We start from the raw sequence: 16,100 nt of genomic DNA, 5'->3' as shown, positions 1-16,100 counted from the left end.
ACATCATTCGACAAAAAAGAGGGATAAAAAATCCCCCTATGCTTCCACGTCTATAAATTGAAACGTTGAAACGTCAAATAAGCCTTGGTCGGTTAATTTCAGCTCTGGAATGACTGGCAATGCTAGAAAGGCAAGTGTAATAAATGGGTTAAATTGTTCTGATGCTCCAATGGTTGTTAAAGCGTTGTGAATTGTTTGTAGCCGCCCTAGCACTTCTTCATACGTTCTTGCTGTCATCAGTCCTCCAATTTCAAGCGGCAAGTCTGCTAACACATGTCCATTGTCGACGACGACAAGCCCACCGTTTATATGTTTTATATGTTCAATTGCAACGATGATGTCGTTATCGTTCGTTCCGATGGCGATGATGTTATGTGAATCATGAGCAATCGATGACGCAATCGCCCCTTTTTTCAGTTGAAAGCCGTTGACAATGCCGACTCCAACACCGAGACTGCGGTGACGTTCGACGACAACGAGCTTTAATAAATCCCGTTCGATCGACGGTTGAAACACGCCGTCTACTACATGAACTTCTGTCACGAGTCGCTTTGTATGTAAATGGTTTGGAATAATTTGTATAACATTCGCTTTATTCCCATGAAGAAATGGGATTTGTATATGTTGTTTCGTTATTTCTTTCGCATGAATAGATTGCGTAATGGCTTTGTCGATTGAATTAGTTTTTTCTACCGAAAATGTCGCTCGCCCGTTTTGAGCAACAAGTTTCCCTTTTTTGTAGACGTGTGTAATAGAAAATGCATGCAAATCTTCTACAAACAAAAAGTCTGCATCGTACCCGGGGGCGATCGCACCTTTCATATATAGACGATAACATTCTGCCGCATGTAATGTTGCCATTTGAATCACTGTAATCGGCTCCATGCCTGCTTGAATGGCAAGGCGGATGTGATGGTCAATGCTTCCATCCGTAACAAGTTCGTCAATATGCTTATCGTCTGTGCAAAATAAAAAGCGGCGCGCGTTATATGTATTGACAGCAGGGAGTAGTTTGTTTAAATCTTTTGCGACCGAACCTTCCCGAATTAGTACGTACATGCCTCGTTGAATGCGGGCGATCGCTTCGTCTATTGTGACACATTCATGGTCAGTATGGACATGTGCGCTTCGATAGACGTTAATAGCTGTCTCATCAAGACCAGCTAAATGTCCGTCAATGAGTTTCCCGGCTTCACGTGCGGCTGTCAGCTTGGCGAGCATTTGCTGTTTTCCGTGTAAAAGAGATGGGTAGTCCATCACTTCAGCAAGTCCGAGCACGCGCGGATGGGAGAAGAATGGGGCTAAATGTTCGGCGTGAAGCGTTGCCCCAGCATGTTCAAAAGCGGTTGCAGGTACGCACGATGGCAGCATGACATATACATCGAGCGGGATGTTATTCGAATCGTTTAGCATAAATTCAATGCCTTTCGTTCCTGCAACGTTGGCGATTTCATGTGGATCCGTAATGACAGTTGTCACACCGTGTGGAACGACGACGCGAGCAAACTCGCTTGGTGTGACTAGCGATGATTCAATATGGACGTGGCCGTCAATGAGCCCGGGGCAAACGTATTTTCCTTTTGCATCAATGATTGTGTGGCCGTCATATGTACCGATACCGACGATTTTTCCATCAACGATGGCGATATCTTCTTCTATTACGTTATGTGTAAAAACGTCCACAATTTTTCCGTTTTTAATGACAATGTCAGCGCGTTGCCTTTTTGATGCAACAGCAAGCTCTTTCATATATGTTCCTCCTCCCCAACTCGATACGAGGAGCAATCCTCGTAGTCAAACGATTTACGGTCGTTTGGTAGAAACTTTCGGACCATATTTCCGAAATTATACGAGTTGTTTTTCAAAAATTTTTTTCATTCTACAATGTTATTTGTTCTCTCGTCAATGCTTGATTTATGTCGAATAAACGATAAAAATTTATATTGTTTCATGAAAATATTTTGTTATATAATTCTAATAAGTTTGAAAAGTTAAATATTTTAATATGAGAAAGGAGATGATTGTTTTGGAGAATGTTGTTAGCTTTCTGAACGACTTATTATGGAGCCCTGTTATGATTTATTTTTGCCTTGGGGTCGGTCTTTTATTTTCTATTATTACCCGATTTTTACAAGTGCGTCATTTTAAAGACATGATTAAACTAATGTTTCAAGGAAAAAGTTCAGACGCTGGTGTTTCTTCGTTCCAAGCATTATCCATCGCTCTTTCTGGGCGGGTGGGAACCGGTAATATTGCCGGAACGGCGACAGCGATCGCTTTTGGTGGACCAGGCGCTGTATTTTGGATGTGGATGATTGCATTTATTGGTGCATCAAGTGCCTTTATTGAGTCAACATTAGCACAAATTTATAAAGTAAAGCAAGACGGACAGTATCGTGGTGGCCCGGCTTACTACATTGAAAAAGGTATCGGTTGGAAGTGGTATGCAGTATTGTTTGCGATTTCATCCATTATCGCAGTCGGACTGCTTATGCCGGGTATTCAATCAAACTCGATTGCGACAGGATTAAATAATGCTTTCGGTTTAAGTCCGACATTAACAGGTATTTTGCTTGTTGCTTTGATTGGCGCAATTATTTTTGGGGGAGTAAAACGCATCGCAACTGTAGCGCAATATGTCGTTCCTTTTATGGCACTTGCTTACATCTTACTGGCGCTTGTCATTATGGTATTAAATATTACACAGTTGCCAGCTGTATTTGCTTTGATCATAAAAAGTGCGTTAGGATTTGACTCCGCATTCGGTGGCATTTTAGGTATGGCGATTTCATGGGGAGTAAAGCGTGGCATCTATTCAAATGAAGCTGGGCAAGGAACAGGAGCACATGCGGCAGCAGCAGCTGAAGTATCGCATCCAGCGAAACAAGGATTTGTTCAAGCGTTCTCTGTATATATTGATACACTTCTCGTTTGTTCAGCTACCGCTTTTATGATTTTATTCACAGGAATGTATAATACTGTTGGTAAAGATGGCGGATTTATTGTTGAAAATTTACAAGGTGTAAATCCAGGTCCTGGTTATACACAAGCAGCGATTGAAACAGTTTTCCCAGGCTTTGGTGCGGCGTTTGTCGCTATTGCGTTATTTTTCTTTGCGTTTACAACGATTATGGCGTATTACTACATTGCCGAGACGAACGTTGCATATTTGATGCGTGGAAAAAATAGCACGTGGTTGATGACAGGATTAAAAATTATGCTTTTAATCGCAACGTTTTACGGGGCAGTCAAAACAGCAGATTTAGCGTGGGCACTTGGCGATGTCGGTTTAGGTGTCATGGTTTGGCTCAATTTAATTGCTATTCTTATTTTGGCGAAACCAGCGCTTCAAGCGTTAAAAGATTATGAAGATCAAAAAGCAAAAGGACTCGATCCTGTATTTGATCCAACGAAACTAGGTATAAAGAACGCTGATTATTGGGTGCATGATTTCAAACGAGATGAAGAGCGCGTGTCATAACGATAACGAGATGTCCAATGGGGCATCTCGTTTTTTTGTTCATCTAAAATGAATGGCAAATGTTGCTTCACTGCGCGAAAGTTTGGTATCATCATAGTATTGCGAAAGGTCGACAATATCGGAGGTGAAACATATGTCACGAATTTCAATCGAACAAGTAAAACACGTCGCGCATTTAGCACGTTTAGCGATTACAGAGGAAGAAGCAACAATGTTTGCGAAACAATTAGACGCCATTATTACGTTTGCGGAGCAGTTAAATGAGCTAGATACAGAAAACGTTCCGCCAACGTCGCACGTGTTAAATATGAAAAACGTCATGCGTGAAGATGTACCGACAGCTGGTCTTCCGCTAGAAGACGTATTGAAAAATGCACCAGACCATCAAGACGGACAATTCCGAGTACCAGCCATTTTAGAGTAAGGAGGGAAGAACATGTCATTGTTTGATTATCGTGTATCTGAACTGCACAATTTATTACATAAAAAAGAAATTTCTGTTTCAGATTTAGTAGATGAATCGTTTAAACGGATTGCCGAAGTAGAAGAAAAAGTACAAGCGTTTTTAACGTTAAACGAAGAACAGGCGCGAGTGAAAGCAAAACAGTTAGACGAAAAACTTGCAACGGAAAAGGAATTTGGTTTACTTTTCGGAATGCCGATCGGCATTAAAGATAACATTGTTACAAAAGGGCTACGCACAACGTGTGCCAGCAAAATTTTGTACAACTTCGACCCGATTTACGATGCAACGGTTGTAGAGCGTTTAAACGAAGCTGACGCAGTGACGATCGGAAAATTAAATATGGACGAGTTTGCGATGGGATCATCGACAGAAAACTCTGGCTTTCAACTCACGCGCAATCCGTGGGATTTAGAGCGCGTGCCAGGCGGTTCTAGCGGCGGTTCAGCAGCGGCAGTGGCAGCAGGAGAAGTGCCATTTGCGCTTGGATCAGACACAGGTGGATCGATTCGCCAACCAGCTGCGTTTTGTGGCGTTGTTGGGTTAAAACCGACGTATGGTCGTGTCTCGCGCTATGGGCTTGTTGCGTTTGCGTCTTCGCTTGACCAAATCGGTCCAATTACACGTACGGTAGAAGATAACGCATATGTACTACAAGTCATTTCCGGTTTAGATCCGATGGATTCTACATCCGCAAATGTTGACGTACCAGACTATGTTTCTGCCCTAACAGGCGATATTCAAGGGTTAAAAATTGCCGTGCCGAAAGAATATTTAGGAGAAGGTGTATCAGAGGAAGTTCGCCAGTCGGTGCTCGATGCCCTAAAAGTATTAGAAGGCTTAGGGGCAACGTGGGAAGAAGTATCGCTTCCTCACTCCAAATACGCCCTTGCGACGTACTATTTATTAGCGTCTTCGGAAGCATCGGCCAACCTTGCCCGTTTTGACGGTGTTCGCTACGGGTATCGCACAGATAATGCGAAAAACTTAATGGAGATGTACAAGCAAACGCGTAGCGAAGGATTCGGCAATGAAGTGAAACGCCGCATTATGCTTGGAACGTTTGCGCTAAGTTCTGGTTATTATGACGCATATTACAAAAAAGCGCAAAAAGTGCGGACGCTCATTAAACAAGATTTTGAGAACGTTTTTGAAAAATATGATGTGATTATCGGGCCGACGACACCGACGCCAGCGTTTAAAATCGGCGAGAAGACGAGCGACCCGCTAACGATGTACGCGAACGATATTTTAACGATCCCGGTCAACCTTGCTGGTGTTCCAGGTATTTCTATACCATGTGGCTTTGTTGATGGCTTACCGGTTGGATTACAAATCATCGGCAAACATTTCGATGAAAGCACAATTTATCGCGTCGCTCATGCGTTCGAACAAGCAACAGACTATCATAAACAAAAACCAACGTTGTAAGGGGGGAATGAGTGATGAATTTTGAAATTGTCATCGGACTTGAAGTGCACGTCGAGCTGAAAACGAAATCGAAAATTTTCTCAAGTAGTCCAAACGCATTCGGAGCGCCCCCAAACACACAAACGAGCGTCATTGACTTAGGGTATCCGGGCGTTCTTCCGGTGCTGAATAAACAAGCGGTTGAATATGCGATGAAAGCAGCGCTGGCATTAAACTGCGAAATTGCGACGGAAACGAAGTTTGACCGGAAAAACTATTTTTATCCAGACAACCCGAAAGCGTACCAAATTTCGCAATACGACCAACCGATTGGACAAAATGGTTGGATCGAAATTGAAGTGAACGGCAAAAAGAAAAAAATCGGCATCACGCGCATTCATTTAGAAGAAGATGCCGGAAAGCTGACGCATACAGGGGATGGCTATTCGCTAGTTGACTTTAACCGTCAAGGCACGCCCCTTATTGAAATCGTATCTGAGCCAGATATTCGTTCACCAGAAGAAGCGTATGCGTATTTAGAAAAATTAAAATCAATCATTCAATATACAGGCGTATCCGATTGCAAAATGGAAGAAGGTTCGCTTCGTTGTGACGCAAACATTTCCCTTCGCCCAATCGGTTCAGACAAGTTCGGTACGAAAACGGAATTGAAAAACTTAAACTCGTTTAACTTCGTGCGTCAAGGATTGGAGTACGAAGCAAAACGCCAAGAGAAAATTTTATTGTCTGGCGGTGTCATCCAGCAAGAAACGCGCCGTTTCGATGAAGCGACGAAAACAACGATTTTAATGCGTACAAAAGAAGGTTCGGAAGACTATCGCTACTTCCCAGAACCAGATTTAGTGATGCTTTATATTGACGATGAGTGGAAAGAGCGCGTACGTGCGTCCATTCCAGAACTTCCGGATGCGCGGAAAAAGCGATATGTCGAAGAGCTTGGTTTGCCAGAGTATGATGCGAAAGTGTTAACACTCACAAAAGAAATGGCGGATTTCTTTGAAGCAACGGTTGCAAATGGAGCGGATCCGAAGCTTGCATCGAACTGGCTGATGGTTGAAGTATCTGCTTATTTAAACGCAGAACAAAAAGAATTGCACGACATTGCTTTAACACCAGAAAGTCTTGCAGGCATGATTAAACTTATTCAAAACGGTACAATTTCGTCAAAAATTGCGAAGAAAATCTTTAAAGAACTTGTGGAAAAAGGCGGCGATCCAGAGCAAATCGTCAAACAACAAGGGCTTGTGCAAATTTCTGACGAAGCAACGTTGCGCAAAATTGTGTTAGAAGTGCTCGACGCGAATCCACAATCGATCGAAGACTTCAAAAACGGAAAAGACCGTGCAATTGGCTTTTTAGTCGGTCAAATTATGAAAGCAACAAAAGGACAAGCCAACCCACCGCTTGTCAATAAGCTATTGCTTGAAGAAATTAATAAACGATAAAAATAAAGCGGCATTGCCATCGGACAATGCCGCTTTATTTTTATAGGTGTACAAGCTTTTGTAAAGTGCTTTCGACTTTAAATACACGATTGTTTAATACTTGGATGCTCGATTCGTGGTCGGTGAGGGCAGGGAGTACTTTTTCTTCGAGTATGTTTGTTAAGCGGGTGATGTTTCCTTGCATGTTGTGGACATCGAGCGCGAGTGCATCGTATTTTGCGGCGAGCGCCTCTTGACCGTGACGAACCGCTTCACAAATCGCTTTCGTTTCGAGTGTTCGTTCATCGAGTAGTTGCACTTTTCCATCTAGCGCTTGAACTTTTCCGTCTAGTGTTTGAACTTTCTCGTCCAGTGCTTGTACTTGTTGGCGTAAGGAAGATACTTCTTTTTCAATAGCTTCCACCTTTTGCTCGACTGCTTCCACTCGTTTTTCTAGCGATTCGACTTTTTCTCGAGTTGCTTTTACTTCATGAAGAATTTCGTATAGCAGCTGTTCTACCATTTTGTTCACCTCCTTTTCGTTTCCATTTTACACGAATCGACAGCGAATGACTAGCGAACATATTCGTGTTTTAAGCAAGCTTCTTATAGGCGAGCACATTTTCCCAACGACGTTTAAGTAGAGAACGGCTGGCGAATCGATTACAATGATAGTAGATGAAGGATATAAGGGGAGCACAAGATGGATACGTCATGGCTAAAGCCGATTACGGAGGCGAAATATTTAGTAGTTGATAACGCGTACCGGTACCGCGCGATTTTACGCTATTTTTATACGCAACACGAACGAATGCGGCAATATTTGTTTCCAGAAGAAGTGTACGCTTTTTTAAAACAATTCGATGAATTTCAAGATTACACAGAAGAAGAGCTGCAACAAGACCTAGAGCAGCTCGTCAAATGGAGAAACTTAATCGCTAGACAAGAAACGGGTCATATTCGGACGATTGAGGAATTTAAAAAGAAACGGTTTCGCTATCAATGCAGCCCATATACGGTTGAAATCGAACGAATGATTCGTACGCTTGAGCAGCTAGGGGAGACGTTTGGCGGCTCGCTCGAAAAAACGCGGTTTGACCGCTTGTATGCGTCGCTTGTCCGAATGGAATCGATTATCCACGATGGATTTGCCGAAAAAAGGGAAGAAATGAATCAAGTGTGGGAAGAAACGTTTGATTATTTTAAAAAAATCATCCAAAATTCTGCTGACTATATTGCCTATTTAAACGGAGAAAACATGGAAGAACGGATGATGTCTGATTCATTTCTCGTCTATAAAGAACAGTTTACCGCTTATTTGCGCGATTTTATCGTCGCATTGCAAAAAACGTCGATGCAAATTGAAAAACTGCTCGAAGACTTGCCAGAGGACGGTGTTCGCCGTTTTATTGAGGAAGTGGTCGCTTACCAGCTTGCCATTCCACGCTTTGAAGGGGCGATTCTTTCGCGTGAACAGCTAGTAGAAGAGAAATTAGACACGTGGCGCAGTTTAAGCGAATGGTTTTTAGGACGAAACGGGCATGAAAGCGAACTGTCGTTTTTACAAAAGCAGACAAACGAAGCGATTCGGCGAATGACGCGCGTCGTTCAGCGCTTAGGGGAACGTCATCACCACTTCCGCAGCCGAAAAAAAGATTACTTGCATTTAGCGAAATGGTTTTCTTCATTAGAAACGATAGAAGAAGCGCATAAATTATCGGCGGTTGTGTTCGGCTGTTTTCATACAAAGCACATCGTCGCCGAAAACGATGCAACGGAAAATATGTACCGCGATATTTGGGAGGAACAGCCGGCAGAATGGCTCGTAAAACCGCGCGTTCGCCACTACCGAGAAAAGAAAAAGCCAGAAGCAATGATTGATCGGCGGAAAGAAAAAGAGGAAACGATGGCCGCCTACTTAGCAGCGAAACAACAGGAGGAAGAAGAACTCACACAGCTTATAAACGACGGAAAAATTGTACTTCAGGAGCTACCGGTCGTTGCTTCGCATATTCGCAAAACGCTGCTCGGGTGGATTGCAAAAGCGATGGGGCGAGAAGACCGGACGGTGCAAACGGAAAACGGATGGAAAGTGAAAGTAGTCCAACGTGAAGGGACGATTATACTGAAAGCAGAAGATGGTACGTTAATGATGCCAAATTACGAAATCCATTTGCTAGACTAGGAGAAGAGAGAATGGAAAAAGAGTTCGATGAGAAAGCGAAAGAAGCGTTAACGGCGCTGTTTGAACAGTTTTGGATTGTTCGGGAAAAAGAGCCGGAACTTTTTCAAAAAATACGGGAACGTGAAAAAGTGTTAAAGCGGTATGTGCAAGAGAAATTCGGCTATCGGCTCATTGTTCACCGCTATTTTGCTAAGCTCGAAAAAATACCAGCCGAACCAGAAGCGTGGATGGGAATGGAGTCGTTTCAAGAACCGCTCGACTACGCGTTATTTTGTTGCTTGTTAGCATATTTAGAAGGAAAAGCAGTCGAAGAAAAATTTTTATTGTCTGATGTATGCGAAGAAATAAAAGCGATGTATCCAGGCGAAACGGCGCTCGATTGGACGAACTACCAACATCGTCGCGCGTTAATTCGCGTCTTAAAAACAGCCGAGCAAATCGGGATTATACATCACGTCGACGGGGAAGTTGAGGCGTTTGCCAATCAAGAAGACGAAGAAGCGTTGTATGAAGTTCCTGTACTGTCCCGCTATTTTATGCGGTCCTATCCGAAAGACTTCATTCAATATGAAACGATCGAGCAACTGTTGGAGGAAGAGTGGAAAGTGTCACCCGACGACTACCGCCGCCACTTTATTTATCGGCAGCTCTTTTTATCTCCTGTTGTATATCGTCGGCAAAAAGACGACCCAAACTTTTATTATTTGCGCAACTTCCGCCATCGACTGCGCGATGACATCGAGGCGCATACCGATTTTCGCTACGAACTATATAAAAATGCAGCCTTGCTGACGATTCCAGAACGGCAACATGTGTATACGTTATTTCCAGATCAAAAGGGAACGTCGGATATTATCCTTCATTTTGCCTCTGTCGTTCGCGCTCATTTGGACAACTATCCACCGGATGAATACGGGCAAATCCACGTGACGATGTCCGATTTTCGGCAGCTGCTTCACCGGTGCAGCGAGCAGTATGGCGAAGGCTGGAGCAAAACGTATCGGGAAATGACGACGGCACAGCTCGCCTCTGAACTGCTCTCTGCTTTAAAAGACTGGAAGATGGCAGAATATGAACAGGAAACGGGCATGGTCGTGCTTTATCCGCTGCTTGGACGGCTTGTCGGTCAATATCCAGACGACTTTACAACGAAAGGAAGAGACGATGATGACAAATAAATGGGTGCTTCATCGCGCGGGATTAATTAATTTTTGGTATTACGACGAACAATATTTCGAGTTTGCCGACGGCAAGTTGTTGTTGCGCGGGACGAACGGTTCTGGGAAGTCAGTAACGATGCAAAGCTTGCTTCCTGTCTTATTGGACGGAAAAAAAACGCCCGACCGGCTCGACCCGTTCGGTTCTCGGGCACGAAAAATGGAAGATTACTTGCTTGGCGAAAAGGAAATTGTCGATCGCGATGAGCGGACAGGCTATTTATTTTTAGAATATAAGCGAATGCAGACGGAACAATACGTAACGACAGGGATTGGCTTACGGGCAAAGCGGCAAAAAAATATGGACTTTTGGGGGTTCGTCATTTTTGATAACCGCCGCATCGGTCGCGATTTATTTTTATATAAAACGGAAAAATCAGCGGATGGAACGGAAAAAATCCCGCTCACCAAACGCGAACTGGCGAATGTACTTGGCAACGGCGGAACGGTCGTGGATTCACAAAAAGAATATATGGAGCTCGTCAATAAGCACGTCTTCCGATTTGAATCGATGGAGGCGTTTCAAGAATTAATTGAGCTATTGATTCAATTGCGTAGCCCGAAGCTATCGAAGGATTTCAAGCCAACGGTCATTTACGAGATTTTAGAAAGCTCGCTCCCCGCGTTGACAGACGACGAGTTGCGCCATTTATCGGAAACGATTGAAAATATGGACCAAACGAAACAGCAGCTAGAGCAGCTAGAGCGCGATGAGCAATCACTAAAACGGCTTTGTGCGCAATATCGAGCGTATAACGAGTATATGATTGCGGAAAAAGCAAGCGAATGGATAAAGGCTGACAAACAAGTGAAGCGGCTAGCAGAAGAAGAAAAGCAATGGCTTGCGGAGGAACAGGAAAAGCAAGCGCACCTTGTCGCTTTGAGCGAATACATTCAAACGCTTGCAAACGAACAGGACGTATTGCATCAACGAGAATTAGAATTAGCGAGCCACGAAGTGTTTCAAGCGGCGAAAGAATATGAGCGAGTCCAACAAGAAATACGCGACATTCATGACAAGCAACAAAAACTATTGCGGCAAATCGATGAAAAAGAGCAGCTCGAACGCCGCTATAAGCGCCAGTTAGAAGAAGACGAAGACCGGCGGTATCAGATAGAAAAGCAACTCACGCAGCAAGTAGAAGACTTACGGCATGATGCGATGGAAAGTTCCTTCTCTTCCCATGCTCTTAACGAAGCGGACTTTGCTCGACAGCGCCAAACGAAATTTGATTTTACCGTCTGGAAGCGAGAAGGACAAGAATACGTTGAAAAACTAGAACAAACGATTGCGCTTTGGCGCCGCCATGATGAAATGAAGGCGCGCTATGAAGAAACGAGTAAAGAGGCAGGGGAGCTGCAGCGGGAAGTAGACGAATTGCGCCATGAAGAAGCGAAATGGCTCGAACTGTTAGAAAACGAAAAAGCGCGTTTCCAACAAGAAGTATTTCGCTGGCTCGAACAATGCCAAGACGTTTCCGTACCGGAACCCTCTGTCCAACTATTTTTACAGTGTCTTCACGAACTATACGAAACGTATCACGTCGATGAGATGAAGCAACCGTTTACGGAAGCGTATTACGAAGCACTCAATCGAAAAAACGAAGAAAAAATGAAGCAAAAGCATACGTGCACGTTATTAGAGGAAAAAATTGACGCAAAAGAAGCCGAATGGAACCAATGGAAAACGCAAAAAGACCCCGAGCTCATGCGCGATGAACAAACGATCGCAGCGCGGGCGGAGTTAGAGGAAAAAGGGATTGCTTTTGTCCCGTTTTATGCAGGGGTGGAATTTCAAGACCATGTACCAGAACCGCTTCGGGAGCGGATTGAATCGGCATTGTATCATGCAGGGCTACTTGATGCGTTAATTACAGAAACCGATGTCGAAGTAACGTGTGACCGAGTGATTGTTCCACGTCCTGTCGAACTGGCGCATACATTAGCAGACTATTTGCAGCCAGATGTAGATGAAGGATGCAAAGTGTCCAAAACGCGCATTAACGAAGTACTTCAAAGCATCGTTCTTGCCGATGGAGAAATGGACGGAACGTTTATGCTTCATGAAGAAGGGCGTTATACGCTCGGCTTAATCAAAGGGCATGCCCCGGCGCGGGAAAAAGCGTTGTTTATCGGACGCACTGCCCGCAAGCGTTGGCGGCTAGAAAAGATCGCCGCACTCGAAGCAGAACTCCACGAACTTCGCGCCCAGCTTCATGAGGGAACCGACATGCTAAAACAGCTCGAGCAGACGATTGCGCAAATAACCCGCTGGTTTCGTGCCTTTCCAACCGACCGCGACATGCGCGCAGCCTTTGAAGAACGAGAAAAAACGAAGCGAATGATAATAAGCAAACAACGCGAATGGGAAAAGAAAAACGAAAAGTTAGCCCAGCTTGCCCGCGATTGGCAACAAGCAAAACAAACGTTGCGCGAGCAAACCGAGGGGCTCGATTTAGAGTTTTCCAAGGACGGCTATGAACAGGCGCTTGTTTTTATGAAATCGTATATGCGTGGGCTTCATGAATTGCAAATGACCCATCGGGAGTTTCTCCATTTGCTCGACATGATTCATCATCGGACAGAGCAGTTAGAAACGTTGCAACAAGAAATCGATGAAACGAAAGGCGAACGGCATATGCTCGCAAAAGAGCAGCAAAAACTCGAACTGAAGCGGCAAGAAATCGAGCGGACGCTGCAACTAATGGGCGCAGAAGAAGTTCAAGCGGAAATTCAGCGCGTCCGCGACCGGTTGGCATTTTTGCAGCGAGAAATGCCAGCGAAAATGAACGAGCGCATTGCGCTAGAGCATGAGCTGAAAGCCATTCGTGAAAAATGCGAACAGCTTTCGGTGAAAGAAACGTTCGCAAAGCGGCTAGCGGAGGCATGGAAGCGGTCGTTTGCGCGAGAGCTTTCCCTTGAGCTTGTAGAGCTTCACGGTTCTGATTGGTTGGAAAAAGCAAAAGAAGCGATGCAGCAATACGGGGTGCTAGCGAAAGAAGCTCGAACGTCGCTTGTGAACCGATTAAATAGCGTCTTTTTCCAAGAGTCGGCGAATTTAACGGAATACCGGCTCAGCCAAGAGCCTGTCGCAGCTGAGGAGGACAATTTGTTTACGGATATCGAGCTAGATGAAGAAATGGAATTAAAAGTCTCCGGATGGAGAGAAAAGCAAGACCGCATCGTCCTTTTGCTTGATTATAAAGGGCAGCGCGTATCACCATTTTATGTATTGCGTGAAATCGAGCACGACATTTTCTTGCAGCGGGAATATATGAAAGAGCAGGACCGCGAATTGTATGAAGAAATTATTTTAAAAACGATCGGTCGAATTTTGCGCAGCCGCATTCAACGGGCGGAGCGTTGGGTAAAAGATATGAACGAACTAATGCAACAGCTCGACACGTCTTCTGGGCTGGTGTTGTTTATTCAATGGAAGCCGCGCACCGCGGAAACGGAAGAAGAGATGGATACGAAAGAGCTTGTCGAGTTGTTGCGGATGAACTCGCGGCTATTAAAAGAGGAAGATTTGCAGCGAGTGACGAAACATTTCCGCTCGAAAATTCATCGAGCGCGCGAATTGCTAGAAGAGCGCGGCCAAGGCAATACGCTCCACCAAATTATTAAAGAAGTATTAGACTATCGGAAATGGTTTTCATTTACCCTTCATTACCAAAAAACGAATGAACCGAAACGAGAGTTGACGAACCAACGGTTCTATCAATTTAGCGGTGGGGAGAAAGCGATGGCGATGTATATTCCGTTGTTTGCCGCGACGTATTCGCGTTATCAAGAAGCAGCAGACGATGCGCCGTACATTATTTCGTTGGATGAAGCGTTCGCGGGGGTAGACGAAAATAATATTCGCAATATGTTCGGGCTTGTCGAGCAGCTTGGGTTTAACTATGTGATGAACTCGCAAGCGCTCTGGGGCGATTATGATACCGTTCCGGCGCTATCGATTTGCGAACTCGTTCGTCCGAAAAATGCTTCGTTCGTGACGGTCATTCGCTATTATTGGAACGGAAAAATAAAGCAGCTTGTTACGGATGAAAAGTTAGCGGCAATGATGAGAGGGGGATCGCATTGAATCGGGTAGAGGAAGCGGTGCAATTTTTTCGCGGTGAACGTTCGTTTCACCGCCTTTTTTGCGAAATGAAAAAGAAATACGAATCGCTTGGTCGCATAGGGGGCACGATTTCCGTTTCGTCTTTTTCGGCGGAGGAAAAGGAAGCGATCGCGTCGTTTTTTGGCAAAGAAATGAGCCGCGTGTCGCTCGCGGCGTTTGAACAACAGCTTGCGAATACAAGGTTTGCCGGCATTTCTCTCGTGGAGTTGCTGTCATGCTATTTTGGCGAGCCGCTCGTAACGAAAAAAGAGCAACAACAAGAAATAGAGCGGGAAAAGGAAGCCTATTTTACCCGGCTTATGAATACGTATCGAGCACAGCGCGATTGGTTGATGGCGGTAGAAAAGCAGCGGTTTGTGCAATTAGCGTATCAACAAAACCATCACGCGTTAGAGGCGGCGCTTTCTGCTGTTTGCCGCGCGCTCGAACAGCTTCCGTCCACCTACGTTCGCTTGCCCGTTTTTGCGCAAAAAGTAGCGAACGATCCGCATATGTTTGATTTGCATACACTTGCAGGGAAGCTATTGCTTTCGGCGCTCGAATTTTATACGGACACCGAGTACGACCTTTCGGCGGTCGAAGACGTGAACGAACTATTGCAGTCGTATCGGCTGTTGCGGGAAGATGTATTAAACTTTGTGACGTGCGCTGGCGTGATGGCAGAAACAGAGAAAGGCCGCCATCCTGTTTTCGCTGCCGCATGTGCAACGAATACGGCGCTAAATGTGCCGTTACGGGAAGTGATGCCGCTAGTGCGGGCGTATCCGTCTGTAGGAAACAACGTCTTTGTCGTCGAAAATGCCGGTGTGTTTTCGACGCTGTTAGATGCGAACGTACCGCTCATTAGCACAAACGGTCAATTGAATTTAGCGACGAGGTGGCTGTTTGATTTACTCGTAAAAGAAGGGGTTACCCTTTATTATTCGGGCGATTTTGACCCGGAAGGACTAAAAATGGCGCAGCGCCTTGTCGAGCGGTACGGTTCATCTGTTCGGCTTTGGCATTACGACTGTTCTGATTATTTGGCGACCAAACCGACCGTTCCGCTATCCGATGAACGTTTGGCGAAACTGCAATCGGTGACGCTTCATGACTTGCAGCCAGTAAAACAAGAAATATTGCGGCGGAAAAAAGCAGGATACCAAGAGGCGCTTGTGGAACAGTTGAGGAGGGAGGTGAAGGGAAGGTAAAGGATCTATTTTTCGAATAATGCATTGACAGGCGTGAAGAAAAAGAATAAGACAAAGATATCAAATGTTTAAACTTTTAAACAAAAGAAAGGAAGAGGGGAATGGGACAAAAAGCGATCGAGGTGTTTCGATCGTGTATACCATTATTTCAAGCGCTAAGCGATCCTCATCGACAAGATATTGTATTGCTGCTTGCGGAACACGATAAGCTAACAGTCAATGAAATTACGAGGGAAGCGCAAGAAAGCCCCTGTCTTTAGACACGGGGATGAATTGCGTATTTTTTTTGATAAATTTATTAGATGTGTTTATTTTATCTATTGTTTATGGTATATTTAGTATAGAGGTGATTGTTTTTGGAAAACGAAAAATACACCCATAAAAAAGGGATTGTTTATCTCAATCAATATCATATTGTGTTTTGTCCAAAATACCGTAGAAAAGTGTTAGTTGGAGATATTGAACGAGATTTAAAAAAAATTTTTGAAGAAGTTGCCAAAGAACATGATGTACAAATCAAAGCAATGGAAATTATGCCTGATCATGTTCATTTGTTCATTTCTTTTGACCCTCGTCAACA

Annotated in this window: 11 protein-coding genes, 1 pseudogene and 1 riboswitch; of the genes and pseudogenes, 10 read left to right on the top strand and 2 right to left on the bottom strand. The window is 44.5% G+C overall.

Annotation, left to right across the window (positions count from 1 at the left end):
• Positions 1-36: 36 nt before the first annotated feature.
• Positions 37-1,749, bottom strand: coding sequence for an adenine deaminase (gene ade / locus BM213_RS07565; RefSeq protein ID WP_091702596.1), 1,713 nt, complete (start codon positions 1,747-1,749; stop codon positions 37-39).
• Positions 1,750-1,771: 22 nt separating this feature from the next.
• Positions 1,772-1,873, bottom strand: a riboswitch (purine riboswitch).
• 153 nt (positions 1,874-2,026) lie between these two features.
• Here ade and BM213_RS07560 point away from each other — a divergent pair.
• From BM213_RS07560 to gatB, 4 genes are all read left to right on the top strand, one after another.
• Positions 2,027-3,481, top strand: a complete 1,455-nt coding sequence (locus tag BM213_RS07560) for an alanine/glycine:cation symporter family protein (RefSeq protein WP_091702593.1) — start codon at positions 2,027-2,029, stop codon at positions 3,479-3,481.
• 133 nt (positions 3,482-3,614) lie between these two features.
• Positions 3,615-3,905 (top strand): Asp-tRNA(Asn)/Glu-tRNA(Gln) amidotransferase subunit GatC, encoded by a 291-nt coding sequence (gene gatC, locus BM213_RS07555; RefSeq protein WP_004888803.1) that lies wholly within the window; start codon positions 3,615-3,617, stop codon positions 3,903-3,905.
• Between the two features lie 12 nt (positions 3,906-3,917).
• Positions 3,918-5,375: an Asp-tRNA(Asn)/Glu-tRNA(Gln) amidotransferase subunit GatA gene (gatA, locus tag BM213_RS07550; RefSeq protein WP_077429405.1), complete on the top strand. Its 1,458-nt coding sequence runs from the start codon at positions 3,918-3,920 to the stop codon at positions 5,373-5,375.
• 14 nt (positions 5,376-5,389) lie between these two features.
• Complete coding sequence (gene gatB, locus BM213_RS07545) at positions 5,390-6,820, top strand: Asp-tRNA(Asn)/Glu-tRNA(Gln) amidotransferase subunit GatB (protein WP_091702590.1); 1,431 nt, start codon at positions 5,390-5,392, stop codon at positions 6,818-6,820.
• A 40-nt stretch (positions 6,821-6,860) separates the two neighbouring features.
• Here the strand turns inward: gatB and BM213_RS07540 are convergent, their stop codons facing one another.
• Complete coding sequence (locus tag BM213_RS07540) at positions 6,861-7,322, bottom strand: hypothetical protein (protein ID WP_091702587.1); 462 nt, start codon at positions 7,320-7,322, stop codon at positions 6,861-6,863.
• 180 nt (positions 7,323-7,502) lie between these two features.
• Between BM213_RS07540 and BM213_RS07535 the strand changes: the two genes are divergently transcribed.
• From BM213_RS07535 to tnpA, 6 genes and pseudogenes are all read left to right on the top strand, one after another.
• Entirely contained in the window at positions 7,503-8,984 is a 1,482-nt protein-coding gene (locus tag BM213_RS07535; protein ID WP_077429408.1) for a TIGR02677 family protein, read from the top strand.
• A gap of 11 nt (positions 8,985-8,995) precedes the next feature.
• Positions 8,996-10,162: a TIGR02678 family protein gene (locus BM213_RS07530; protein ID WP_091702584.1), complete on the top strand. Its 1,167-nt coding sequence runs from the start codon at positions 8,996-8,998 to the stop codon at positions 10,160-10,162.
• Complete coding sequence (locus BM213_RS07525) at positions 10,152-14,291, top strand: TIGR02680 family protein (RefSeq protein ID WP_091702581.1); 4,140 nt, start codon at positions 10,152-10,154, stop codon at positions 14,289-14,291. The genes BM213_RS07530 and BM213_RS07525 overlap by 11 nt, the downstream gene beginning before the upstream one ends.
• Positions 14,288-15,520: a TIGR02679 family protein gene (locus BM213_RS07520; protein ID WP_091702579.1), complete on the top strand. Its 1,233-nt coding sequence runs from the start codon at positions 14,288-14,290 to the stop codon at positions 15,518-15,520. Before BM213_RS07525 ends, BM213_RS07520 begins: the two co-directional genes overlap by 4 nt.
• Positions 15,521-15,621: 101 nt before the next feature.
• Positions 15,622-15,759: pseudogene (locus BM213_RS14940) on the top strand (ArsR/SmtB family transcription factor); the annotation flags it as partial.
• Positions 15,760-15,876: 117 nt separating this feature from the next.
• A partial coding sequence (gene tnpA, locus BM213_RS07510) for an IS200/IS605 family transposase (RefSeq protein WP_143091182.1) occupies positions 15,877-16,100 on the top strand: 224 nt, incomplete at its 3' end.

It is taken from the genome of Anoxybacillus pushchinoensis, from assembly GCF_900111795.1.
Lineage (GTDB): Bacteria > Bacillota > Bacilli > Bacillales > Anoxybacillaceae > Anoxybacillus > Anoxybacillus pushchinoensis.
This window is presented reverse-complemented; position numbering and strand designations above follow the sequence as displayed.